Here is a 23,375-nt window from a genome sequence, read left to right as displayed (position 1 = left end):
GCCCCACCCGGGACCGGCCCTTTTTCAGCGCCTGCTGTAACTCTCTACGCCGTCTTCTTCACCGCCGGCGCGAGGATCTCGCCCAGGGCGGCCAACCGCTCCGACCAATACGCCTTGCGTCGTGCGGCGTCGGCCTGGTCCACCAGCTTTCGGTGCTGGATCTGGACCAGGCTCATCGCCGCGCCCGTGCCGGTGAAGTAGGCCTCCACCGATGTCCCGTCCGGCCAGGCGATCCGCATGGACTTCTCACGGGTCGCCGTGCGCACCTTCAGCGCCACGCCGGAAAGCCAGCGCGCCCGCGTGCGGCTGTCGTGGAAGGCGCGATAGAGCCGGCCGAGCGGCACGGGGAAGACCTTGCTCCTGGTCGCCTCGTATCCGCCGCCGCGGCGCTGGCCCTTGGCCCGCAGCCCCTTGATGCGCTCGTAGCCCACCGTCACCATCTGCGTCCACCAGTCCGGGACCTTGTACTTTTCGTGGACGTAGTCGGCGATCTCGCGATGCGGCCACGTGTACGCCTCGACGTGGTCGAGCGCCTTGACCCACTTGGCCCACGGGCAGCCGGTCGCCTTCTTGACGGCCTCATCACTCATCCCTGCGATGCGGGCGAGGTCGGTTGTGGCGGAAGTGACCAGTGGCTCGGCAATGACCGGCGTGAATGGTGCGGCGGTCGCGACCGAGGCGCGCGAAGCAAACGCGCCGCGCGAGATCGAGGCCTTGCGGCTGGGGTTGCTTCTCTGTCGGAGGAGGTGTGAGCGGGCGGCGGTGTAGGATTCGCCCGTCTTCTTCATGCGCCCGCGAACCAGGCGCTTGAAATCCTTGTTGGTCGGCATCGTGGTCTCTCAGTCCTTTGGTGAAGCCACGGTACACGCCCCCCAGCAGCGACGCCCGCGGCGCCAAAGGCCCTTGCGATGCCGATCCGGGAGTGTGCCCCCCTTTGCCTCACAAGGACCCCCGCTGGGGGAGGGTCGAAGAGGTTGGGCGTGGATCGCCGCCACCTCCACGATGCAACGTCCGCCTTCGGCACGCAAGACCCAAGGCCGCCCTCTTCCTGAACCACCCCTCCGCGCGCTACCCTATAGGGGTCATCCACGCCCGATCCCGTCAGGAGACCCTGTGCGACCTCAGTCCCAGCGCGACGATTACGACGTCTGCATCGTGGGTTCCGGTGCCGGTGGCGGCATGGCCGCCTACGCCCTCACCCGGGCCGGCGCGAGAGTCATCATCCTCGAAGCCGGTGGCCCGTGGGACAATGCCACGGACGGCGCGATGATGCGGCCGAACTACGCGACCCAGCGGCGTGGCGCCTCCACCCGCGAACGGCCCTTCGGCGAATTCGACGCCTGCATCGGCGGCTGGGAGATAGACGGCGAGCCGTATACGCGGGCGGAGGGCACCCGGTTCGACTGGTGGCGCGCGCGGATGGTGGGCGGCCGCACCAACCACTGGGGCCGCATCTCCCTCCGCTTCGGCCCCGACGACTTCCGCCGCGGCGACCTCGACGGACTCTCCCCCAACTGGCCCATCACCTACGACGACATCAAGCCCTATTACGACCGCCTCGATCGGCTGGTGGGGCTCTTCGGCAGCAACGAGGGGCTGCACAACCAGCCCGACGGGGTCTTCCAGCCGCCGCCCCGGCCACGCGCGTATGAGCTGCTCGTGATGGACGCGTCGAAACGGTTGAACGTGACGTGCGTCCCGGCGCGGCTCTCGATCCTCACGCGCCCGCTTAACGGCCGCGCGGCTTGCCACTACTGCGGCCAGTGCAACCGCGGCTGCGCGGTTCACGCGAATTTCTCGAGCACCAACGTGCTGCTGGCGCCCGCCCGCGCCACCGGGCGCCTCACGCTGGTCACGAACGCGATGGTGCGCGAGGTCACCGTTGACGACCGCGGGCGCGCCACCGGCGTGCAGTACATCGACAAGACCGACGGAGGGGACAAGCGCGTGCGCGCGCGCGTCGTGGTGCTCGCGGCGAGCGCCTGCGAGTCGGCGCGGCTGCTGCTCAACTCGAAGTCGTCGCGATTCCCGCAGGGACTCGCGAACTCGAGCGGCGCCGTCGGGAAAGCCATCACCGACACGACGGGCACCGACGTCGCCGGCTTCATCCCGCGCCTCGTCGGCCGGAAGCGCTACAACGAGGATGGCGTCGGCGGCGGCCACGTCTACATGCCGTGGTGGCTGGACAATCGGCAACTGGACTTCCCGCGCGGCTACCACATCGAGGTTTGGGGCGGCCTGGGCCAGCCGGGCGCGGGGTTCTTCGGCGGCATCCACCGCTATCCCAACGGCGGCGGATGGGGCCGCACCCTGAAGAACGACTACCGCCGCTACTGGGGCACGACGATCGGCTTTTCGGGCCGAGGAGAGATGATCCCCAACGACGGCTCGTACTGCGAGCTCGACCCCGACGTGCGCGACCGGTGGGGCATTCCGGTGCTGCGTTTCCACTGGCAGTGGACCGACCACGAGTACAACCAGGTCCGCCACATGCAGCAGACCTTCCGCAACTTGGTGGACGCGATGGGCGGACAGGTCTTCTCCTCCATGCCCACGCGTGAGCAGGAGTACGGCATCGCCGCGGGCGGCAGGATCATCCACGAGCTGGGCGGAACGAAGATGGGGAGCGACCCTGCGACGTCGGTGCTCAACTCCAACTGCCAGGCGCACGAAGTCCCCAACCTCTTCGTCGCGGACGGCGGGCCGTTCGTCTCGCAGGCGGACAAGAATCCGACTTGGACCATCATGGCGCTGGCGTGGCGGACGTGCGACCACATCAGCCAGGCGATGCGGCGGAGGGAGATATGAAAGACGGGGAGCGGGGAGCGGGGAGCGGTACCTTCGGTTCGCACGAGATGGATAGGCGGGAGGCGATCGAGGCGATGGGGCTCGGCGCCATGGCGGCGTACGGGGTCGGCTCGCCCACCTGGGAGCGGTTCCGGAAGTGGACCGCGCAAGGGCAGGCCTCTTGGCGCTTTTTCAACGAAACCGAGCTTGCTACCGTGCGCGTCCTCGCCGACATGGTGATCCCGCACGACGAGAAATCCGGTGGCGCAACCGACGCCGGCTCGATCGAGTACATGGACTTCGTCCTGGCCGAGTCGGGCGATCAGGCGAAGCAGGCGTGGCACGACGGCCTCCGGTGGTTCGACGAGGAGTGCGGGAGGCGCTTCCAGAAGCCGTTGGTGCAGTGCGACGACGCGCAGCGCGCCGCCGTGCTCGACGACATCGCGTGGCCGGCTCGGGCGCGCGAGGAGCTGCGCCCGGCCGCCCAGTTCTTCAACCGCGTCCGCGACCTCACTGCTTCGGCGTTCTTCTCGAGCCGGATGGGAGTGGAGGATCTCGGCTACATCGGCAACGTCTTCATTCCGGTCTGGCTCGGCGCGCCGGATGAGGCTCTTCGTGAGCTGGGCGTGAGCTATGCCGAGTGGGATCGCCGGTACGGCGGGGCCGATGCGTCGCGCCGACCGCGAGGATCCCGCCCGTGAGCGAGCGTCTCGGCATCGGCATCATCGGGAGCGGTTTCAACGCGAAGTTCCACCTCCAGGCGTTCCAGGGCGTGCGCGACGCCGACGTGCTTGGCGTGTGGAGCCCCAACTCCGCGAACGCCTCGGAAACGGCGCGGCTGGCACGCAGACTCGATGTGGGCCGCGCGAAGGCGTATCCCTCGATCGCCGCGATGGTCGCCGATCCGGCGATCCGGGCCATCTGGCTCTGCGGCCCGAACCACGCCCGCATCGCCAACGTCGAAGAGATCGTGGACACCCTCGAACGTGGTAAGGGGGAGCTGGTCGGCATCGCCTGCGAGAAACCGCTCGCCCGCAACGTGGCCGAGGCACGTGAGGTCGCGCGAATGGTGAAGCGCGCGCGCCTCAAGCACGGCTACCTCGAGAATCAGGTATTCGCCCCCCAGGTCGAGGCCGGGCGCGCGCTCCTCTGGGCGCGCGGCGCGAAGCTCACCGGCCGGCCCTACCTGGCGCGCGCCGCCGAGGAACACAGCGGTCCGCACACGCCCTGGTTCTGGCAAGGGAAGCTCCAGGGCGGCGGCGTGCTGAACGACATGATGTGCCACTCTGCGTTGGTCGTCAGGCATCTGCTGACGGAGCCGGGGCAGCCGCTCGGGTCGGTGAAGGTGAAGCGCATCACCGGCCATATCGCGAGTCTCAAGTGGACGCGTCCCCGGTATGCGGCGAAGCTGTCCCGTTCGATGGGGAAGGCGGTGGACTACGCGCGCCGGCCGGCCGAGGATTTCGCCAGCGTGACCATCGAGTTCGAGACGAAGGACGGGCTGACGGTGCTAGGAGAAGCGACCACGTCGTGGAGCTTCGTCGGCGCGGGGCTGCGCCTTTCGGCCGAGCTGCTGGGCCCCGAGTACTCGATGTCCTGGAACACGCTCGACACCGGGCTTAAGCTCTTCTTCAGCCGGGAAGTGCAGGGCAGGGCCGGCGAGGACCTGGTCGAGAAGCAGAACGCGGAGATCGGGCTCATGCCCGTCGTGGCCAACGAGCCCGCTGCCTACGGATACGAAGCGGAGGATCGTCACTTCGTCCGCGTGTTCCTTGGCAAGGAGAAGCCGAGGTTCACCTTCGACGACGGCGTCGAGGTGGTACGCATCCTGATGGCGGCCTACCTGAGCGCCGAATCGGGGAAGACGCTGGCCTTCCCTCCGCGCGGGCTCGACGACTTCGTGCCGAAGGTCGCCAAGGGGACGTGGAGGCCCTAGCTCACCAGCTCAGCCAGTAGGACGCCTTGACCAGGAACGTGTTGTCGGGGCGGGTGTCGAAGAGATCGCGGAAGTCCCCGCCGAACGAGTTCGACCCCTCCGCGCCCGCGAAATCCTGCCGGCCCTGCGTCCAAACGAGGAACAGCGTCGAGCCGGGCCGGTACTCCCACCGCAGCACCGTGTTGGAGCGGAACTGCTTGAAATTGAAACCGCCAGGGTTATTGGCGAGCGCAGTGTCACGGTAGGGCTGGTAGCGGTCCTGGTAGCGCGACGCCCCCGGGTTCGACGCTTCCCGCACGTTCGAATAGGTGCCCTTACTCACGAACGGCTGCGCGTACAGCTGCACCGACAGCGTCGGCGACAGCGTGTAGTCCACCCGCCAGTTGACCGAGCCCGTCTTCTGCATGAGGCGCGCGAAAGTATAGTGCGTCCCTCCCGCGTCGGTGAAATTGCCGAACCACTGGGAGTCGTCGGTGTTCCAGGAATAGCTCACCCCCATGCTGGTGGAGAACCGGGTGGAGACGCGCAGGCTCACGAAGGGGTTTACGTTCCGGAACACCGAGCGCCCCCCGTCCCCGCTGAAGTAGTTCACCCACAGCTCCGGCACGATGATCTTCCGGTCGTCGCCGGCGACGCCGCCCCAGGCGGAGAGGTACGGATCCACGGTGAGGTTGGGACCGCCACGGGTGCAGCGGTCGCATGAGACGCCGCCGAGCTGTCCCAGGGTCCCGCCGGCGCGCACCCACCACCGGCTGTTGAGCTGGGCGTGCAGGTTGGAGTTGAAGGCGCGCTCGGTGGCCAGACCGGTCGCAGTCCAGTACTGCCACCAGTTGAAGTTCCAGGACGCCCGCTGGTACACCCGCGTCGGACGATTGCCCGAGAGCCCGAACCAGGTGTTCCAGCTCTGCTGGTCGGCCCGGCGCAGGAATCCCATGTCGTTGATCTCGAATCCGGGCGACCGGCGCTGGTAGGTGGTCTCGAAATGCGTGACGCGGCCGCCGACCTTCCCGAAGAACAGCTCCTCGGCGTCGCCGCCGAGCGAGGTGCGCGTCGAGTCGTAGGTGAGGCCGCCGTCGGGCCGCTGGAAGTAGTGCACCGAGCTCCGTTGCGTCGCGGCGATGGCCGGCGCCGCTCCCGTCACGCGGCTCAGGTCGAGCGAGCCCGAGACCTGGTACTTCCCGCCGAGGAAGCGGTGACGAAAATCCACGCCGCCCACATAGGCGCTGCCGCGCAGGTAGGGCTCGGTCCACTGGTCCACGTCGCGCCGCACCGCCGTCACGATCCCGCCGATCCCGCTTTCCCCGTGACGGAAGTCCTGCTGCACCCGCACCGCGGCGTAATTGGTCGCCGGCTCGATGGTGCGGTCTGATGTGCCGGCCGCGCGCGCCGTCACCGCGTTGAGCACGCCGAGCGTCAGGCCGCCGGGCAGCCGACCGGTGAGCTTGCCGGCGCCCAGGATCGTCGAGGAGGTAGCCGAGCTCGCGTCGCCGTAGAGGCCCCCCAACTGGGGCGAGCGCCCGATGCGGCGTGAGTAGAACAGCCCCTCGCCGCTGCAGTTCACCTGGCTGCAGTTCACGTTGAAGCGGAAGATCCCCGTCCCCTCGATGAAGAACGGCCGCCGCTCCCCGAAGAAGGTCTCGAAGGCCGAGAGGTTCAGCACCGCGGGGTCCGCCTCGACCTGTCCGAAATCGGGGTTCACCGTGGCGTCGAGTGTGAGGTTGGACGTCAGCCCGTACTTGAGGTCCGCGCCCGCGGTCAGCCGCTGGTCCCGGTCGAAGCCGGTCGCCGACGTCGTCGAGACGTTCTTCGTCACCGCATACGGACTCACCTCGAGCCGCCGTGGCGAGGCCAGGCCGGTGAGGCCCGTGACCTCGCCGAGCTGGGACATGAGGCCCGGCCGTGAATTCCGGTAGACCGGCCAGCTGAACCGCTCGGTGGTGCGCTGCAAGTCCCGCCACACGCCGAACCCGAAGGTGTTGGTCTCCGAGGGGGTGTAGCGCATCTGCGAGAGCGGGATGCGGAACTCGGCCGTCCAGCCGAGGGAGTCCACGGTGGTCGCGACCTCCCACACCCCGTCCCAGGCGCCGTCTTCGTCGCCGTCGTCGGAGACCGAGTAGTCGCGCTTCACGCCCGCCGGGTTCACCGCGAACTCGTAGCCGGTGCGGCGGTCGTGATAGGAGTCGATGAGGATCTTGATCTGGTCCGACGCGGAGCGCACGTCGCGCCGGGAGAGGAGCCGCAGGATGCTGTCGGGGTGCGGATCGTACGCGCGCACGAAGGCGTAGAAGTTGTGCGCGTCGTACGCGACTTTCACCTCGGTAGAGAATCGCGCCTCGGCATCCTCCACCGGCGAGAACTGCCGAAATTCGGTGATGGGAGTGGCCAACCGCCAGACCTCGTCATCGTCGCGTCCGTCCAGGACGGGCGGCCGGGCAGCGCGCACCGCCGCGGTGGTCGCCACGCTCGGCGCGGCGGGGCGGGGTGGCGCCCCGGCCGGCGTCTGGGGCGGTGTCTGGGTCGCGAGGGCTAGCAATAACGCCAACGACGGCATGGTGGTTCCCTGGTGGCTTTGGTACTTGGACGCTCGCGAGGGCCGAAAGGTTGAACAATGGGGTGCGGGGCGTTTCCTTCTGAGATCATGAACGCATTCTTCAGAGCGGCGGCTCCCGCCGCACGCGCCGTGCTCAGCGCCGTCGCGGTCCTGGCCGCGGTGCCGGTAGGGCTACTGGCCCAGGCCGCCGAATGGCCGGTGCACTCGATGGCCCGTCCTCGGCCGCCGGTGGTGAACCCAGGCCACGGGCGCCCGCCCGTGCCGCCGCCCTCGGACGCGATCGTGCTCTTCGACGGCCGCGACCTCGCGGAATGGGCAGGCAACGACAGCACGCCGGCCCGTTGGAACGCGCGTGACGGTTACATCGAATGCGCGCCGGGCACGGGCAACATCCACACCCGGCGCGTCTTCGGGGACGTGCAGCTTCACATCGAGTGGGCCACACCGACGCCGCCCCACGGCGAAGGCCAGGAGCGCGGCAACAGTGGGGTGTACCTGATGGGACTCTACGAAGTGCAGGTGCTCGACTCGTACCAAAACGACACCTACGCCGACGGGCAGGCGGCCGCCATCTACGGCCAGAGCCCGCCGCTCGTCAACGCCTCACGCCCGCCTGGCCAGTGGCAGACCTATGACATCGTCTTCCATCGCCCGCACTTCAACGCCGACGGATCCCTCGCGCAGCCGGCCCGCATCACGGTGTTCCACAACGGCGTGCTGGTGCAGGACAACACGGAGATCACGGGCCGAACCGTGCACGCCACGGTCGCGACCTACCGGTCTCACGCCGACCGGCTGCCGCTGGTGCTCCAGGATCACGGGAATCGCATCCGTTACCGCAACATCTGGGTGAAGGAGCTGCCGGAGTGAATGGCTGGGCGAAGAATCCAGATGCCCAACATGGGTTTCGGGCGGATATAGCCGAATGTCCGCAAAGTCCAGGTCGAAGGTGACGAGGATCCGCTGCTCACTCTGACAGGCGTCGAATACTCTGGGATCTGGAGCACCGGCCAAGCCCTCCGCTAGCGCGGAGTGCGCATCGTGACCTGCAGCGCGGAATACCGCTTCCGCCTCACGGGGTAGATTCTCGTCGAGCTTGAAACGCAGCGCCATCCGGAGCAACTAGGCGGGAATGGGGAGGATGCGTTCCCGCGCCAGCTCAGCCGCGTAGGCAAGGGCGGCTGGAAGGTGCTCTGCCTTCAGGGTAGGATACTGATCCAGGATGCGTTCGGCAGTCTCACCAGCCGCCAGATTGTCAAGTACCACCGTGACCGGAACACGCGTGCCACGGAAGCACACGGCACCGTGCATGATGTTGGGATCGGCAGTTATGTAGGGCTTCCAGTCCACAAAGGCCTCCGGCTTGTACCGTCGGGGCAATATAACTACCAGGCGGTCGTCGAATCGACGGGCGCCCGGTACTGGCGGGCCGACGTGCTCGCTGGTCTGGGCGTTGCGCTCGTGCTCGCCCACGCCACCCGGCTCAAGGCCATCTGCGCCGCCAAGGTCAAGACCGACCAGGTCGACTCCGACGTCCTGGCCGTCCTGCTCCGCGCCGGTCTCATCCCCGAAGCGCACATGATCCGGCCCGAGCAGCGCGGGCCCCGCGACCTCATGCGCACCCGGCTCCGCCTGGTCGAGAAATGCGTGAGCGCCCAGAACAGCATCGACCGGCTGCTCGAGAAGTTCAACGTGCCCGACGTGGGGCAGCTCGACGCGCTCTACCAGCTCCAAGCCTGTTGTCATCAGCGCCACCCCGTAGCGGACCCCCAATCATAAACTCCACCCACGCCGGTAAGTGGGAGTCACCCAATCGCCCGGGATCGAGGTAATGATCCGCCCGGTCGCCGGTTCCACGTCGAGGCTTGCACCTAGCCGCTGAGCGAGGCAGCCGAACAGGATCATCTCGGTCAGCCCCGTGGCGTGATTCGCGAAGTCCGAGCCGGCTCGCGTGCCGTTCTTGATGGCGTTCACGAACTCCGCATACCCGCCGCCTGGAATGCGCGGGTAGCGCTGTTCCAACGGATGCGCCGTCACCTCGGCCATGCGCGCGGCGTCGAGGAGCCGCGGGTTCTCGGCGTAGACCCCCGCGGTCATCTTGCCTTGGTCGCCGATCCACAGCTGTCCGCCGTCGTCACCGAACGGCCAAAGCTCCGTCGCCGGCCACTCCGCTGGCCGCGGCGCCACCAGCGCGCCGTCCCGCCACACCACCGTCACCGCCGGACGACTCCCCTTGGCAGGGAAGTTGAAGGTGATGCGAGAGCTTCTGGGCGCGGTCTCGGTGAACAGCTGCGAGCACTCGGCCTCGACGTGCGACGGGTAGCCGAGGTCCAGGATCCAGTATGCCGCGTCCATCAAGTGGCACGCCATGTCGCCCAGGGCGCCGGTGCCGAAGTCCCACCAGCCGCGCCACCGGAACGGCGCGTAGGCCGGGTTGTACGGCCGGTCAGGCGCCGGGCCGAGCCACAGGTTCCAATCGAGGGAGGGACGTGGGTTGTGCGCCTCCGTGGGACGCTGAATGCCCTGCGGCCAGATGGGACGGTTGGTCCAGATGTGCACCTCGCGCACCGTCCCGATGAGGCCGGCTTCCACCCACTCGCGCATGATGCGCACGCCCTCGTTGGCGTGACCCTGGTTGCCCATCTGGGTGACGAGCCGCGGGCGCTGCGCCGCCGCGTCCCGGATCGCGCGCGCCTCGGCGATGGTTCGCGTCAGCGGCTTCTGGGTGCGGCAGTGCTTGCCCGCCCGCAACGCCAGCATCGTCGCCGCCGCGTGACCGTGGTCGGGCGTGGAGATGTTGATCGCGTCCACGTCGCGCTCACGCTCGAGCATCTCGCGCCAATCCTTGTACTTGCGGGCCCGCGGATAGGCGCGGTACGACTCGGCCGCCGCCTCGTCGTCCACGTCGCACAGCGCGGAGATGTTCGCCCCGGCCTGCGCGATGCCGCGCACGTCGTTGCGGCCTATGCCCCCCACGCCGATGCAGGCGACGATGACCGTGTCGCTCGGCGCTTGGTGGCCGCGGCCGAGGACGTGGCGCGGTACGATGGTGAAGGCCGCCGCGGCGGCCGCCGACTCCTGTACGAACGTGCGACGCGGGATGCGGGCCATGGCCGGGTTCTCCATCAGGCTGCGGGTGCGGGCGAGGGCGCGACTATCCGCGCAGGCCGGAACAGCGCGGCGAACACCACCAGGATCGCGAGGGCGCCGATCGCCGGCACCTGCCAGATGCGATACCAGTCGTGTCCGCCGCCGGGCAGCCGGTAGGCGTCCACGACGCGCCCCGACACGAACGCGCCGATGAAGTAGCCGAGCCCGTTGGTCACGAAGTTGAGGAACCCTTGGGCCGCCGCGCGGATCTTGGGGCCGGCCCGCTCGTCGGTGTAGATCTGTCCGCTCACGAAGAAGAAGTCGTAGCAGACGCCGTGGAGCAGGATGCCGGCGTAGATCATCCACATTCCCGCGCCGATGTCGCCGTGCCCGAAGGCCAGGTACCGCAGGCTCCACGCCAGCATGCCGCCCAGCATGATCCACTTGATGCCGAAACGCTGCAGGAACCACGGCAGCAGGATCATGAACCCTATCTCGCTCACCTGGCCGAAGGTCTGGATGAAGGCCGGCTCGGGCGCGTGGATCTCGTTGAGGAAGGCGTTGGTGAAGGCGTAGTAGAACTGGAGCGGGATGCAGAGCAGGAACGAGCCGACCACGAACACCAGGAAGGCGCGATCACGCAGCAGTTCGAGGGCGTCGAGGCCCAGCGCGTCCCGCGCGCTGAACGGCGCTCCGGCCGCCTTGGGCGGCGTGTGTGGGAGCGCGAACGCGAACAGCCCCATCACGACGGACGCGCCCGCGGCCAGGCGCATCGGCGTGGCAAGCGCGTCCGCGTGCAGCACCTTGCCCACGATGATGCCGGCCACGATCCAGCCGATGGTCCCCAGGACCCGGATCAGCGGGAAGTCGCGCGCCGGGTTCTCGACGTGATGGAAGGCGACGGCGTTGGTGAGGCTGAGCGTGGGCATGTAGCAGAGCGCGTAGAGGATCAGCGCCGGGTAGAACGTGGCGAAGTCGCTGCGCGTGGAGACGAACCACATCAGGGCCGCGCCGGCCAGGTGCAGGATGCCTAACAGCTTCTCGGAGGCGAAGAACCGGTCCGCTACGATCCCCATGAAGAACGGTGAGACCAGCGCGGCGATCGCGGTGGCGCCGTAGGCGAGGCCGATCTGCTGTCCCGTGAAGTAAAGCGTCTGGCTCAGGTAGGTCCCCATCGTGACGAACCACACCCCCCAGATGAAGTACTGGAGGAACATCATCGCCGAGAGCCTGAGGCGGACGGCGTTCATCACTCGCCCTGTCCGGCGGCCCGGCGCAGCAGCCGGTTCACCCGCGCCGTGGCGATGTTGCCGTCGCTCTCGTACATGCTGTACACGATGGTCTGGCCGTCGGGCGTGAAGACCGGTGAGAACTCGTCGCCGGCCGTGGTGGTCAGGCGGGTCGCGGCCCCGCCCGCCGCCGGGATCAGGTAGATGTCGTAGCGGCCGCTCTGGTTCGAGAGGTATGCGATGCGGCCACCGTCCGGTGAAAAGGCGGGGCTGATGTGCCAGACCGTCGAATCGCTCGCCAGGACATGGGGCCGGCCGCCGCTGGCCGCGAGCACCGCCAGATCCACGCCGCGGCCGTTGTGCCATGGAACGGCGAAAGACCGGCCGTCCGGCGACCACACGGCATTGAACTGGTAGTGGTCAAAGATCAGCTGGGTGGCCCGTCCTCCGGTCGCAGCCACGGTCCAGATGTGCCCCTGGCCGTCCGCCGAGCTGGCGGAGTTGAAGAGCAGTGACCGTCCGTCGGGCGACCAAACCGGGCTGTTGGCCGATCCCTGAGTGGTGAGCCGTCGCGGCATCCCGCCCGCGGCCGCAATCGTCCAGAGGTCGCCGTTATCCCGGTCCAGACCGAACACGATGGCTCCCCCGTCCGGCGACCACTCGGCCTGGTACACGTTGGCGCTGTCGGTCGTGAGCTGGAGAGCGGTGCCGCCTGCGGCGGGGACCAGCCAGACCTGGTTCGTGCCGGTCCGGTTCGAGAGATACGCTATCGTCGCGCCGTCGGGCGACCAGCGCGCCGAGAATTCGTTGGTGCTGTCCGACGTCAGCTGGCGCGCAGCGCCGCTGTCGAGCGGCGCGATCCACAGATCGCTGTTGCCACCATGCTCCCCGGTATAGAGCACGGTCCGGCCGTCGGGTGAGACGCGCGGGTCTCCCTCGTTGCCGTCGCCTCTGGTGAGCTGGCGCGGCGCGCCACCGGCCGCCGCGATGGCCCAAACGTGGCTGTGGTTCTCGGAATGCGTGATCACGAGGCGGTCCCGATCGGCCCATTCTGCCGTGTAGTCGTCGGCGCGGTCGTTGGTGACCCGGACCGCATCGCCGCCGGCGGCCGGAACGACCCAGACATCCCGCTGTCCCCCTCGCTGGGAGATGAAGGCGATCCAGCGGCCGTCGCGAGACCAGCGGGGCGAGGTGTCGTCCCTGAGGTCGCGCACGAGCGTCGTCGGCTCGCCGCCGCCGCCGGCCACCGCGAAGATGTCCCAGTTCCCGTTGCGGTTGGACTGGAAGGCGATTCGCGATCCGTCCGGCGACCAGTGAGGCGTGGCGTCGTTGCCCGGTCCGGTCGTGACCGCGCGTGCCTCCCCGCTGTCGGCGGGCATCGTGTAGATCTTGGTGTGTCCGGTGCGGTTCGAGTTGAAGGCGATGGTGTGGCCGTCGGGCGACCACTCCGGGTTGGTTTCATCGGAGCGGTCGGTGGTGAGCTGCCTCGCCTCTCCGCCCGTGGCCGGCATCACCCAGATGTTGAAGTTCCCGCCCTTGTTGCCGGAGAAGGCGATCCGCGAGCCGTCCGGCGACCACCGGGCGTTCCACTCGAGGCCCGGGTCGCTGGTGAGGCGCGCTGGATCTCCGCCCGCCGCCGGCACGACCCACAGGTCGGGCGGTGCCGCGGCATCTGACGTGTAGAGAATGGTGTTACCGTCCGGCGACCACTGGACATCGTCGATGTAGTTGAGCGCCGGCGTCAGGCGCGTCGGGGTGCCGCCCGCCGTCGCCACCACCGCGATCGACGTCTTGCCGGCGTCGGACGACAGGTACGCTACGCGGGAACCGTCGTTCGAGACCACGGCGCCGCCATCGTCGGCCGGGCCGGTGGTGAGCATGGTGACGGTCGGCTCGGCGGTATCCCGGCCGCACGCCGCGAGCACCAGGGCCAGGCTGAGCAGGCGCGAGTAGAGACGGGAAGTGCTCATGGACCTCGACGTCCTTGTGAAGTGGGTGACACGGGAAGTGCTGCGCGGATCTCTTCCGCCATCTGGCGCGCGAGCGAGTCCTGGAGCGCGAGCACGTCGCGCACCTGGCGCTCGTAGCTTTGCGACCACAGCGGCCGGTCGGTCGCGACCTCGATGAGCTGCGCGTTGATGCGCAGCCGTGCTCCGTCGCGCAGCATGGAGCCTTCGATCACCGCGTCGGCGTTGAGCTCGCGGGCGACCTCCGCCATCGTCTTGTCGGTGTGCTGATAGCGCATGACGGAGCTGCGCGGCACCACGATCGGCCCGGCCACCTGCGCCAGCCGGTTGATAAGCGCGTCCAGCAGTCCGTTCGCAAAGGGGTCGGTCGCCCCGGCGCCGGAGGCGTCCGCGATGGGCAACACCGCCAGGCGCCGGATGGGGCGGGGGGCCTCGGCGGCGGCCGAGCCGCCGCGCCCGCGAAGCGCCAGGGCGGCGCCTATCCCGACCACCGCGACGCCAGCCGCGATCCCGGCCCACCGCCGCCATCCGGGCCCACGGCGCACCGCTTCGATCGGCCGGGTATTGGTCGGCGTGATCCCGCCGCTCGGCGTCGCGAACGACTCGAAGGCCGGCAGCAACTCATCGGCGGTCTGGAAGCGGTTCTCCGGCTTCTTCTCCAGACACCGCATCACGACCTTGGCGAGCGCCGGCGGCAGGTTGGGCTGGGTGCGGGTGATGGGCGGCGCCTCGGTGACGACGTGCGCCGAGAGCACCGCCTGCGCGCCCCCCTCGTGGAACGGCGGCTTGCCGGTGAACAGCTCGTAGGCGATCACCCCGAGCGCGTAGATGTCCGCGCGGTGGTCCGTATTCGGATCGGCCACGGCCTGCTCGGGCGACATGTAGAACGGCGTCCCCAGCGCGACGCCCGCGGTGGTCATCTTGTCCTGCGCGTTGGCGGCGTCGCTCACCGCTTTGGCCACGCCGAAATCCGTCACCACCGCGTGCCGGCCGGAGAGCATGATGTTCTCCGGCTTGATGTCGCGGTGCACGATGCCGTGGCGGTGGGCGTAGCCCAGCGCGTCGGCCACCTCCGCGAGGATGCGCGAGGCCACCGCCACCGGAAGCGCGCCTTCGCGCTCGATCCGGGTTCTGAGGGACTCCCCTTCGACGAACGGCATCACGTAGAAGAGGAAGCCGCCCGCTTCGCCGGAGTCGTGCAGTGGCAGGATGTTCGGGTGCTGGAGGTTCGCGACGATGCGGATCTCGCGCAGGAAGCGGTCGCGGCCCAGCGCCTGCGCCAACTCCTGGCGGAGCACCTTCACCGCGACCTGGCGATCGTGCTTGCGGTCCCGGGCGAGGAAGACCGTGGCCATCCCGCCCGCCCCAACCTCGCGGTCGAAGGCGTACCGGTCTCCGAGCGCGACCTGAAGGGACTCGAACGTGGGTGGCACGAGGCGCCTAAGATACGGGCTGGTCGGGCGCGCGGCCAGCCGATCCCTTGGCGGCCCCCGGGGGGGGGGGAGGAGCGCCATACGGTGCGTCACCTCGGCGGCAACCGCTCCTCGGTCACGTCTGACCGGGCGCTGAAGCGCCTGCTCGGCACAGGCGCGTCCTGAAGGACGTCATCACTCCTCGATGCGCCCGGCCCTTCATGGCCTACCTTCGCCGAGCGTGGGCTTCAGCCCACGTCACTGCGTCCGTACGGACCGATCCCTCTTCTCACGGCAGCACCCGGATGTTGATGTTTCGGTAGGCCGGGTGGTAGTCACCGCCGTGGTCCTGCAGCGCGATGTGGCCGCGGTGGGCCATGCCGTACTCCGGCCACTGGCGGAACTTGCTGGCCTGGACGCGCTGTTGCCAGTCGGGGCTCCACAGCTCGTACTCGAAGAACTTGACGCCGTTGAGCCAGTGCTCGACGTGCGCGCCGTTCACCACGATGCGTGCCTGGTTCCACTCGCCGGCGCGGTGTACCACGGCGGCCGGCGCCGGGTAGAGCCCGAAGTCGGAGCCCGCGGCGGTGAGCCGCGACCGGCCGTCCGCGTGCCCCGAGTCGTCGAGCACCTGCATTTCGGGGCCGGAGGTATAGGTAGCCGCGCCCTGCTCGGTGACGCGGTACATGATGCCGCTGTTGCCGCCCGGGGCGATCCTCCACTCCAGGCTCAGCTCAAAGTTCGCGAAGGTGTCGCGCGTGATGATGTCACCGCCGCCGCCCGCGACGAGCGTCAGCGCGCCGTCCACCGCCTGCCAACCGCCCGGCATGCTGTCCCGGCGATAGCCGCGCCGGCCCGCCGTCGCGCGGCCGTCGAAGAGGAGGCGCCAGCCGGCGGCGGCCTCGTCCGCCGTCAACCTGTTGAGCTGGCCCGAGGCGGCGCCTTCGGGGGAAGCCGCGGGCCTGGCGTTCGGCCGGCAGCCGTCCGTGAAGAGCGCCAGGACCATGATGCCGAGAAAGACGGCGGCCGATCCCGCGACGCGCCGGGCGGCGAAGAGTTAACGCAGGACGCGCCAGCCGACGAGGGCTCCGATCACCACGCTAACCTCCCGTACCGAGCACGACGACGGTATAGGCGGTGGATCGGCGCGGCGCACGGCCACGCCGTCGATCAGCGAATATACGGACGGCCACAGCCCGACCGCGAGCGCGGCCAGGAGCGCCCGTGGCCGTATAGGCACTACCGCGCACTGCCGACCACGTCCGATTCGAGTTAGCTTTCCTTCGCCCCAGGTCCATCGGGCTCGAGCTTGCGAACCGCGTCAGAGCCCCGCAGGCAGCAGCGCTAAGTGATGTCTCGTGTCGCGGTGGGTAGCCTGGGGCAATTCCTTTACGGCAAGCGGCAGCCGATGGGGTGTAGGTCAACTGGCAGACCGCCCGGCTGTTAACCGGGAAGTTGGAGGTTCGAACCCTCCCGCCCCAGTCTCGATGCACATAGCCCTCGCCCGAAAGTACCGCCCCCGCCTCTTCTCCGACCTGATCGGGCAGGAGCACGTGGCGCGCGCGCTTCACGGCGCCATCGAGCAGAACCGCGTGGCCCACGCCTACCTGTTCTCGGGGCCGCGTGGGGTAGGGAAGACCACGGCGGCGCGCATCCTGGCCATGGCGCTCAACTGCGACACGCGCCACGCCGGGAAGCCGACCTCGGCGCCCGGCGAGCCGTGCGGCACCTGCTCCTCGTGCGAACGGATCTGGGGCGGCTCCACTTCGCTCGATGTGGTCGAGATCGACGCCGCCAGCAATCGCAGCGTGGACGACGCCCGGGACCTGCGCGAGCGCGCCATGTATGCGGCGTCACAGGAAGGACGCCACAAGATCTACATCGTTGACGAAGCGCACATGCTGACCCGCGAGGCGTGGAACACCCTCCTCAAGATCCTCGAAGAGCCGCCCCCCGGCGTCGTCTTCGTGTTCGCCACCACCGAGCCGCACAAGATCACCAATGCCGCCGCGCCGGTCATGAGCCGGCTCCAGCGTTTCGACTTCCGCCGCGTGGGGCCGCAGGCCATCGGCCGACGGATGGCGGAGGTGATGACGGCGGAGGGGCTCGCCGCCGATGCCGACGCCATCGAGCTGATCGCACGAGTCGCCAACGGCGGGATGCGCGATGCCCTCTCGATCCTCGATCAGGTCACAGCTTTCGGCGAGGGCGCGGTCACCGCGGCCCGCGTGCGCGAGGTCCTGGGGCTGGTGGGCGACGAGTCCTATTCCGAGCTCCTCGCCATCGTGATCGAGCACCGCCCCGCCGGCGTCTTCCCCTTCGTCGCGAGGCTCGTCGAAGCCGGAGTGGACCTCGTCGCTTTCGCCGAGGGCGCAGGGGACCTCTGGCGTGCCGTGCTCGCTACCCGCCTCGGCGCGGAGCCCGACGGCGTGAGTGCTGCTCTGGGGGCTGAGGTGAAGCGCCGTGCCCCGGAGCTTTCGGCCGGAGACCTCCTCCGCATCCTCCGGGTGCTCGAAGAGGCGGAAGAGCCGATCAGGCGTGGCTCGGCGCCGCGTCTCGCGCTCGAAACCGTGCTGGTGCGGTGGGCCTTGATGGACCGGACGGTGGAGATCGAGCAGCTGCTGAAGGGAGGCGCGGCGGCCGGCGAGGCGCGGACTCGGGGGCGCGCCGAAGCGAGCACTGCCGGTGCGCAGCCCGGTGCGCCCCCGGCTCCGCGCGAGCGGCAGGCGCTCGCGCCGGCATCGCGCGCGATGCCGAGCGGACCAGTGACGCTGGAGGGCCTGCGGGAGCGCTGGCCCGACTTCCTCGCCGCGCTTCGCGCCGACCGCAAGATGCTGGTGGCCGAGGCTCTCGAGGACAGCGATCCGACGGGCCTCGAGGGGAAACTCGTGATCCTGAGTCCCAGGGGAGGCAACCCCATGACCCGGGAGTCCCTGGAGCGCAACCGCTCCGCGATCGAGGCGGCGTTGAGCCGGGTGACGGGGTCCGCGTTGGTGATCGGACTGGTGCCCGCGACCGTCCCGGCCGCGACCCCGACGGCCGCGGCGCTCCCCGCGACGAGGACGCAGCGCGGGTCGGTCAGCGACGCCAAGGCCGAGCGGACGCGGGCCCTTCGCGGGCGCGATCCTGCGCTGGATAGCGCCATGGAAGCCTTGGACTTGGAGCTTCTGGAGTAGGCTTGCCACCCGCTCCCCCGGGCTCTAGGTTTTAGCCAATGACCGATCTACGCGCGCTCCTGCAGTTCGGGCAGCAGATGCAGGGCCGTTTGGCAGCCATTCAGACTGAGCTGGCGCAGCGCACGGTGACCGGTTCGGCCGGTGGCGGCATGGTCACGGTGACGGCGGACGGGCGGGGCCAGGTCCGTGAGATCAGGATCGACCCGAGCCTCCTGGGCGGGGATGTCGAGATGCTCGAGGATCTGGTGGTCGCCGCGATCGCCGAGGTGCAGAAGCGGGCGGCGGACATCGCGCAGGACGAGCTTAAGAAGGTCCAGAGCGCGCTGCCTTTCCCGCTGCCGTTCGCGTTGTAGCCGTGTCCGCGATCGAGGAGCTGGTGGCCGAGTTCGCCAGGCTCCCGGGCATCGGCCGCAAGACGGCGCAGCGTCTGACGTACTTCCTGCTCAAGCAGCCTCGTGAGGAAACGGCGCGACTGGCGCGCTCGCTCGCCGCGCTCGGCGACCGGGTGCGGTCATGCTCGAGTTGCGGCAACCTCACCGAGCAGGACCCGTGCGCGATCTGCGCCGACGCTCGGCGCGACCCGTCGGTAGTTTGCGTGGTCGAAGAGGCGTCGGATGTGCTGGCCATCGAGCGCGCCGGCGAGTACCGCGGGCTCTACCACGTGCTGGGCGGACGGCTCTCTCCGTTGGACGGCGTGGGTCCCGAGGCGCTGAACATCCCGTCGCTCCAGCGGCGGGTCGAGAATGGGTCGGGGGTGCGGGAGGTGATCCTGGCGACCAACCCGTCGGTGGAAGGCGAGGCGACGGCGCACTACCTGGAGCGCGCGTTGAGGCCTCTCGGGGTCTCGGTTTCGCGCCTCGCGCGCGGGCTCCCGATGGGTGGGGAGCTGGAATACGCCGACGGCGAGACCATCGCCCAGTCGCTCTCCGCCCGGCGCACGATGGGCGGCGAATGAGGACCCAGGGCTGGTACTTCGCCGGCGCCCTGGCGGCGGGGTTCGTGGTCGGCGCGCTGCTCGCGCAGCGCTCGATGGGCCGGTGGCGCGCGTCCCTCTTTTCGGCCCGACCCTTGCGCCGGCTCGCCGCGCTGGGGTATTTGAGCGGGCACCCGGGGCCGGAGGCGGTGCGGGTGCTGCGCGACTACCTGGCCTGGGAAGAACACCCCGCGCTCAGGCGCCGCGCGGAGTCGATCAAGCGTCACATGGAAAAGAAACTGGCCTAAGCCGAGGGCGCGGATGCCGGGTGCTTCAAGCTGGTCGTTCCGGGAGGAGGACTTCAAGGCCATCTCGGACCAGATGAACGGTCTCCTCAGGGAGACCAACGTGAAGAGTCTCCTCCTGGTCGATCGCAGCGGCCAGGTCGTCGCGAATGTCGGCGAGCCGCCGACCTTCGACCCCCAGGCCTTCGCGTCACTCACCGCGGCCGACTTCAGCGCCAACGACCAGCTCGCCAAGATGATCGGCGAGCACGAGTTCAGTTCGCTCTTCCACCAGGGAGAGAAGGAATCGATGTACCTCGCGGACGTGGCGCACCGCGTCATCCTCGTCGCGTTGTTCGACAACCGCACCACCCTCGGTATGGTGCGGCTCAAGGTGAAAGTCACGGTCGAGACCCTCACCAAGCTGTTCGAGGACATGTTCAATCGAGCCGGGACGGAATCGGTGAAGCTCGAAGGCTTCGGGAGCAAAGAGGCGGAAGATGAGATCGACAAGCTGTTCGGGGACTGAGGGGCTCACGTCATGTCGATGATCAACTACGCCTCGCGCGAGATCAACTGCAAGATCGTCTACTACGGGCCGGGTCTCGGCGGGAAGACCACCAACCTCGAGCACGTCTTCGCTAAGGTGAACCCGGCCGCGCGCGGCAAGCTCATCTCGCTCGCCACGGAGACCGAGCGCACCCTCTTCTTCGACTTCCTCCCCGTCGACCTCGGCACGGTTCGCGGCTTCAAGACCCGGTTCCACCTTTACACGGTCCCGGGCCAGGTCTACTACAACGCGAGCCGGAAGCTGATCCTGAAGGGCGTGGACGGAGTCGTGTTCGTGTCCGACAGCCAGCTCGAGCGCATGGAAGCGAACATCGAGTCCATGCAGAACCTGTACGACAACATGGCCGAGTACGGCTACGACCTCACGAAGATCCCGTTCATCGTCCAGTTCAACAAGCGCGACCTCCCGAACGCCGCGCCCACAAAGGACCTCCAGGCGGCGCTCAACCCCGGCTGGGCGGTCACGGATCCCGCCAGGCAGAAAGCCATACCGGACCCGGTCTTCGCGGGCGATTTCCTCGTGCAGCAGCTTCCGGGTGGCGAGTGGGTCGAGCGCGCGCCGGCACACGAGGCGGTGGCCGTTACCGGCGACGGCGTGTTCGAAACCCTTAAGGCGGTCAGCAAGCTCGTCCTGAAGTCCCTGGCGTAAGCACGGGTCATGTGGACCCTGCCCAACATCCTCACGGTCGCGCGCATCGCCCTCGCCCCGGTGATCGCGCTCCTTCCGTTCATCGAGGGCTACTGGCCGAAGGTCACGGCTTTCGTGATCTTCCTGATCGCGGGCTTCAGCGACGTGGTGGACGGCTACATCGCGCGCAGCCGGAACCAGGTCTCCGACATCGGCAAGCTCCTCGACCCCATCGCGGACAAGATGATCCTCTTCGCGACGCTGGTCCCGATCTACTGGATCACGCGCCACCCCACGCTCCTAGCTGACTACCAGATCCCGTGGTGGGGTAGCCTGCCGCTCTGGGTGGCGGTGCTGCTGGTGGGCCGCGAAGTGCTGATCACCGTCTTCCGCTTCCAGGCCAGGAAGCGCGGCGTGATCATCCCGGCGGTCAGCGCGGGCAAGCTCAAGACGCTGTTCCAGAACATCTTCATCGGCGCAACGATCGCGTGGTTCGCCTGGAAGGACCTCATCGTCGAGATGCGCTGGACCGGACGCTACCGGGACTGGTGGAACGAGTTCCACGGCACCCTGGTCGCCGTGACCCTCGGCGTCGCGGTGGTCCTTACCGCCTATTCGCTCGCGGTGTACCTCTACCGCTATCGCTCGCTGCTCCGGGCCACCGGTAGGTAGATGGATTGCGAGCTGCTGACCGTCGGCACCGAGCTGGTGCTGGGCTTCACCCTCGACACCAACGCTTCCGACATCGGCCGCGTGCTCTCCGCGGCGGGGGTGCGCGTGGTTCGGCGTGCCACGGTCGCCGATGAGCCCGCCGAGGTGCGCGACGCCCTGCGCGCCGCCCTCGACCGTACCGGCGCCGTCATCGTCACGGGCGGTCTCGGTCCCACCAAGGACGACCTGACCAGGGACGCGGCGGCCGAAGTCTTCGGCAAGCCGCTCCGGACCGATCCCGCGATCCTCGCCCAGCTCGAGGAGTCGTACCGCCGCCGCGGCATTCCGCGGATGCCCGGCTCCAACCGCGCCCAGGCCGAGGTCCCCGAGGGCGCGACCGTCCTGCCCAATCCCCTCGGCACCGCTCCAGGCCTCTGGATCGAGGACGACCGCGGGCGCTTCGCGGTGCTCCTGCCCGGCGTGCCTAGAGAGATGCGCGGGCTGCTGGAGAACGAGGTGATGCCGAGGCTGGTGCAAAGACAAAAAAGACGGACCGACGGACCGGCGGACGGACGCACCGAGGTCATCAGGTCGCGAGTCATCAGGACGACGGGCATCGGAGAGTCGGCCCTCGCGGACAAGGTGGGTGATCCGGTCAAGCTGCTGCCGCACCGGGTGACGCTGGCGTGGCTGCCGTCGCTGGAAGGGGTGGACTTGCGGCTCACCGCCTGGGACCTGCCGGAGGAGGAAGCCGACGCCGCGCTTGCCAGGGCGGTGGAGGTCCTGCGTCCCCGCGTCGCGGAGCACGCCTACGGCGAGGACGCCGACGACCTGGCCGCGGTGGTCTTGCGGGCGCTCGAATCCGCCGGCTCGCGCCTCGCGGTGGCCGAATCGTGCACCGGCGGGCTCATCGGCGCGAAGCTCACCGCGGTGCCCGGCAGCTCGCGGGTGTTCGCGGGCGGCGTCATCGCGTACGACAACGAAGTCAAGCTCGGCCTGCTGGGTGTTTCCGCGGACGCGATAGCCGAACACGGCGCGGTCAGCGAGGAGGTGGCGCGCCAGATGGCCGTCGGCGCCGCGCGGGCGCTGGGCGCGGATTCGGCCGTGTCGGTGACCGGCATCGCGGGGCCCGACGGCGGTTCGGAGCAGAAGCCGGTCGGCACGGTCTGGATCGCGGTGATGTGGAAGGACGCGGTGCGGGCCTTCACGTACGTCCTTCCCGGCAACCGCGAGGACGTGCGGCACCGGGCGGCCCAGGCGGCGCTCAACGCCCTGCGCCGGATCGCGACGGGCAGCCTGTAGTGAGGGGCTTCGGCGAGGTCGACTTCTGGACGGCGGCCGACGGCGCCCGGCTGGCCTTGCGGCGCGAGCCCGAGCGTGGTGCGCGGCGCGCCGCGATCATCATCCTCCACGGCTTCGGCGACCACAGCGGCCGGTACGCGCCCGTCGCCGGGTGGCTCGCGGAGCGCGGGGTGGCGGTCTTCGCCCTCGACCAGCGCGGGCAGGGCAGCACTCCCGGGCCGCGCGGGCACGTAGCGCGGTTTTCGCAGTTCCTTTCCGACGTCGCGGCGCTGCGGAAGCTGGTGCAGTCCGAGGCGCCGGGGCCGCAGCTCCTGCTGGGCCACTCGTTCGGCGGCCTGGTCGTGCTGCGCTACCTCGAGACCGCGCCGCAGGGCCTCGCGGGAGCGATCCTCTCGAGCCCCCTCGTGGACGTGGCCATGCCCGTGCCGCGATGGAAGACGATGCTCGGCCGTGCGCTCGCCGACCTCCTCCCGTCCTTCCCCGTCAAGATCGGGGTGCGCTACCAGGACATCTGCCGCGACCCGGCGGTCGGCGAGGCGGTGAAGGCCGACCCGCTCTGCCATGACGTGATGTCGCCGCGCGCGTACCGGGAGACGATGGAGGCCCAGGCGGCGCTGGGCTGCGAGCGGGGCAGGATCTCGGTCCCGCTGCTCTTCGTGCTCGCGGGGGACGACCGGATCGTCTCCACACCCGCGGCGCTCGGCTTCGCCGCCGCGCTCTCCGGTGACGTCACCGTAAAGGTCTACGAGGGCTTCTACCACGAAGTGCTGAAGGAACAGGAGCGCGGCCGCGTCCTCGCCGACCTCGAGCCGTGGCTCGCCAGGATCGTGCCCGCCGCTTGACGCCGCCCTTGCGCCGCACCACGGATGCGCAATAATC

Annotated in this window: 22 protein-coding genes and 1 tRNA gene; 15 read left to right on the top strand and 8 right to left on the bottom strand. The window is 69.1% G+C overall.

Going from position 1 to position 23,375, the window contains the following annotated elements; translation table 11 throughout:
* Positions 1–44: 44 nt before the first annotated feature.
* Complete coding sequence (locus Q8Q85_09065) at positions 45–830, bottom strand: hypothetical protein (protein MDP3774403.1); 786 nt, start codon at positions 828–830, stop codon at positions 45–47.
* 283 nt (positions 831–1,113) lie between these two features.
* Between Q8Q85_09065 and Q8Q85_09060 the strand changes: the two genes are divergently transcribed.
* Genes Q8Q85_09060 through Q8Q85_09050 form a run of 3 tightly spaced genes read left to right on the top strand, consistent with a single transcriptional unit; the run spans position 1,114 to position 4,723 of the window.
* Positions 1,114–2,808, top strand: a complete 1,695-nt coding sequence (locus Q8Q85_09060) for a GMC family oxidoreductase (GenBank protein ID MDP3774402.1) — start codon at positions 1,114–1,116, stop codon at positions 2,806–2,808.
* Entirely contained in the window at positions 2,805–3,488 is a 684-nt protein-coding gene (locus Q8Q85_09055) for a gluconate 2-dehydrogenase subunit 3 family protein (protein MDP3774401.1), read from the top strand. Before Q8Q85_09060 ends, Q8Q85_09055 begins: the two co-directional genes overlap by 4 nt.
* The gene (locus Q8Q85_09050; GenBank protein ID MDP3774400.1) at positions 3,485–4,723 is read left to right on the top strand and encodes a Gfo/Idh/MocA family oxidoreductase; all 1,239 of its coding nucleotides are present in this window, start codon (positions 3,485–3,487) and stop codon (positions 4,721–4,723) included. Before Q8Q85_09055 ends, Q8Q85_09050 begins: the two co-directional genes overlap by 4 nt.
* A 1-nt stretch (position 4,724) precedes the next feature.
* Here the strand turns inward: Q8Q85_09050 and Q8Q85_09045 are convergent, their stop codons facing one another.
* Positions 4,725–7,184, bottom strand: coding sequence for a DUF5916 domain-containing protein (locus tag Q8Q85_09045; protein MDP3774399.1), 2,460 nt, complete (start codon positions 7,182–7,184; stop codon positions 4,725–4,727).
* 177 nt (positions 7,185–7,361) lie between these two features.
* On the opposite strand from Q8Q85_09045, the gene Q8Q85_09040 reads away from it, so the two are divergent.
* Entirely contained in the window at positions 7,362–8,144 is a 783-nt protein-coding gene (locus Q8Q85_09040) for a DUF1080 domain-containing protein (protein MDP3774398.1), read from the top strand.
* A 252-nt stretch (positions 8,145–8,396) separates the two neighbouring features.
* Here Q8Q85_09040 and Q8Q85_09035 read toward each other — a convergent pair whose 3' ends face one another.
* Positions 8,397–8,624, bottom strand: a complete 228-nt coding sequence (locus Q8Q85_09035; protein MDP3774397.1) for a DUF433 domain-containing protein — start codon at positions 8,622–8,624, stop codon at positions 8,397–8,399.
* Here Q8Q85_09035 and Q8Q85_09030 point away from each other — a divergent pair.
* Positions 8,580–9,053, top strand: coding sequence for a transposase (locus Q8Q85_09030; protein ID MDP3774396.1), 474 nt, complete (start codon positions 8,580–8,582; stop codon positions 9,051–9,053). The two genes, Q8Q85_09035 and Q8Q85_09030, sit on opposite strands and share 45 nt — an antisense overlap.
* On the opposite strand, the gene Q8Q85_09025 is transcribed toward Q8Q85_09030, so the two are convergent.
* The 5 genes from Q8Q85_09025 to Q8Q85_09005 all read right to left on the bottom strand — a co-directional run bounded on the left by Q8Q85_09025 (position 9,048) and on the right by Q8Q85_09005 (position 15,978).
* Entirely contained in the window at positions 9,048–10,385 is a 1,338-nt protein-coding gene (locus Q8Q85_09025; GenBank protein ID MDP3774395.1) for a Gfo/Idh/MocA family oxidoreductase, read from the bottom strand. The two genes, Q8Q85_09030 and Q8Q85_09025, sit on opposite strands and share 6 nt — an antisense overlap.
* Before the next feature lie 14 nt (positions 10,386–10,399).
* Positions 10,400–11,614, bottom strand: a complete 1,215-nt coding sequence (locus Q8Q85_09020) for a nucleoside permease (GenBank protein MDP3774394.1) — start codon at positions 11,612–11,614, stop codon at positions 10,400–10,402.
* A complete protein-coding gene (locus Q8Q85_09015; protein ID MDP3774393.1) occupies positions 11,614–13,563 on the bottom strand; it encodes a DPP IV N-terminal domain-containing protein in 1,950 nt (649 codons plus the stop codon). The genes Q8Q85_09020 and Q8Q85_09015 overlap by 1 nt, the downstream gene beginning before the upstream one ends.
* Positions 13,560–14,993, bottom strand: a complete 1,434-nt coding sequence (locus tag Q8Q85_09010) for a serine/threonine-protein kinase (protein MDP3774392.1) — start codon at positions 14,991–14,993, stop codon at positions 13,560–13,562. The genes Q8Q85_09015 and Q8Q85_09010 overlap by 4 nt, the downstream gene beginning before the upstream one ends.
* Positions 14,994–15,261: 268 nt before the next feature.
* The gene (locus Q8Q85_09005; protein MDP3774391.1) at positions 15,262–15,978 is read right to left on the bottom strand and encodes a DUF1080 domain-containing protein; all 717 of its coding nucleotides are present in this window, start codon (positions 15,976–15,978) and stop codon (positions 15,262–15,264) included.
* A 403-nt stretch (positions 15,979–16,381) separates the two neighbouring features.
* On the opposite strand from Q8Q85_09005, the gene Q8Q85_09000 reads away from it, so the two are divergent.
* From Q8Q85_09000 to Q8Q85_08955, 10 genes are all read left to right on the top strand, one after another.
* Positions 16,382–16,454, top strand: a tRNA-Asn gene (locus Q8Q85_09000).
* Positions 16,455–16,459: 5 nt separating this feature from the next.
* Positions 16,460–18,148 (top strand): DNA polymerase III subunit gamma/tau, encoded by a 1,689-nt coding sequence (dnaX, locus tag Q8Q85_08995; GenBank protein ID MDP3774390.1) that lies wholly within the window; start codon positions 16,460–16,462, stop codon positions 18,146–18,148.
* A 38-nt stretch (positions 18,149–18,186) separates the two neighbouring features.
* Positions 18,187–18,501, top strand: a complete 315-nt coding sequence (locus Q8Q85_08990; protein ID MDP3774389.1) for a YbaB/EbfC family nucleoid-associated protein — start codon at positions 18,187–18,189, stop codon at positions 18,499–18,501.
* A gap of 2 nt (positions 18,502–18,503) precedes the next feature.
* On the top strand, positions 18,504–19,103 hold the full coding sequence (gene recR / locus Q8Q85_08985) for a recombination mediator RecR (protein ID MDP3774388.1): 600 nt from the start codon (positions 18,504–18,506) through the stop codon (positions 19,101–19,103).
* Positions 19,100–19,369 carry a hypothetical protein gene (locus tag Q8Q85_08980; protein ID MDP3774387.1) on the top strand — a complete coding sequence of 90 codons (270 nt, stop codon included), beginning with the start codon at positions 19,100–19,102 and terminating at the stop codon, positions 19,367–19,369. The genes recR and Q8Q85_08980 overlap by 4 nt, the downstream gene beginning before the upstream one ends.
* Before the next feature lie 13 nt (positions 19,370–19,382).
* Positions 19,383–19,874 carry a roadblock/LC7 domain-containing protein gene (locus tag Q8Q85_08975; protein MDP3774386.1) on the top strand — a complete coding sequence of 164 codons (492 nt, stop codon included), beginning with the start codon at positions 19,383–19,385 and terminating at the stop codon, positions 19,872–19,874.
* 12 nt (positions 19,875–19,886) lie between these two features.
* Positions 19,887–20,564, top strand: coding sequence for a GTPase domain-containing protein (locus Q8Q85_08970; GenBank protein MDP3774385.1), 678 nt, complete (start codon positions 19,887–19,889; stop codon positions 20,562–20,564).
* Positions 20,565–20,573: 9 nt separating this feature from the next.
* The gene (locus tag Q8Q85_08965; GenBank protein MDP3774384.1) at positions 20,574–21,215 is read left to right on the top strand and encodes a CDP-alcohol phosphatidyltransferase family protein; all 642 of its coding nucleotides are present in this window, start codon (positions 20,574–20,576) and stop codon (positions 21,213–21,215) included.
* On the top strand, positions 21,216–22,496 hold the full coding sequence (locus Q8Q85_08960) for a competence/damage-inducible protein A (protein MDP3774383.1): 1,281 nt from the start codon (positions 21,216–21,218) through the stop codon (positions 22,494–22,496).
* On the top strand, positions 22,496–23,338 hold the full coding sequence (locus tag Q8Q85_08955; GenBank protein MDP3774382.1) for a lysophospholipase: 843 nt from the start codon (positions 22,496–22,498) through the stop codon (positions 23,336–23,338). The genes Q8Q85_08960 and Q8Q85_08955 overlap by 1 nt, the downstream gene beginning before the upstream one ends.
* Positions 23,339–23,375 lie beyond the last annotated feature (37 nt).

The sequence above is a fragment of the Gemmatimonadales bacterium genome, assembly GCA_030697825.1.
Classification (GTDB): Bacteria; Gemmatimonadota; Gemmatimonadetes; order Gemmatimonadales; family JACORV01; genus JACORV01.
The sequence above is the reverse complement of the archived record's forward strand: the minus strand, read 5'-3'. Positions and strand labels throughout refer to the sequence as shown.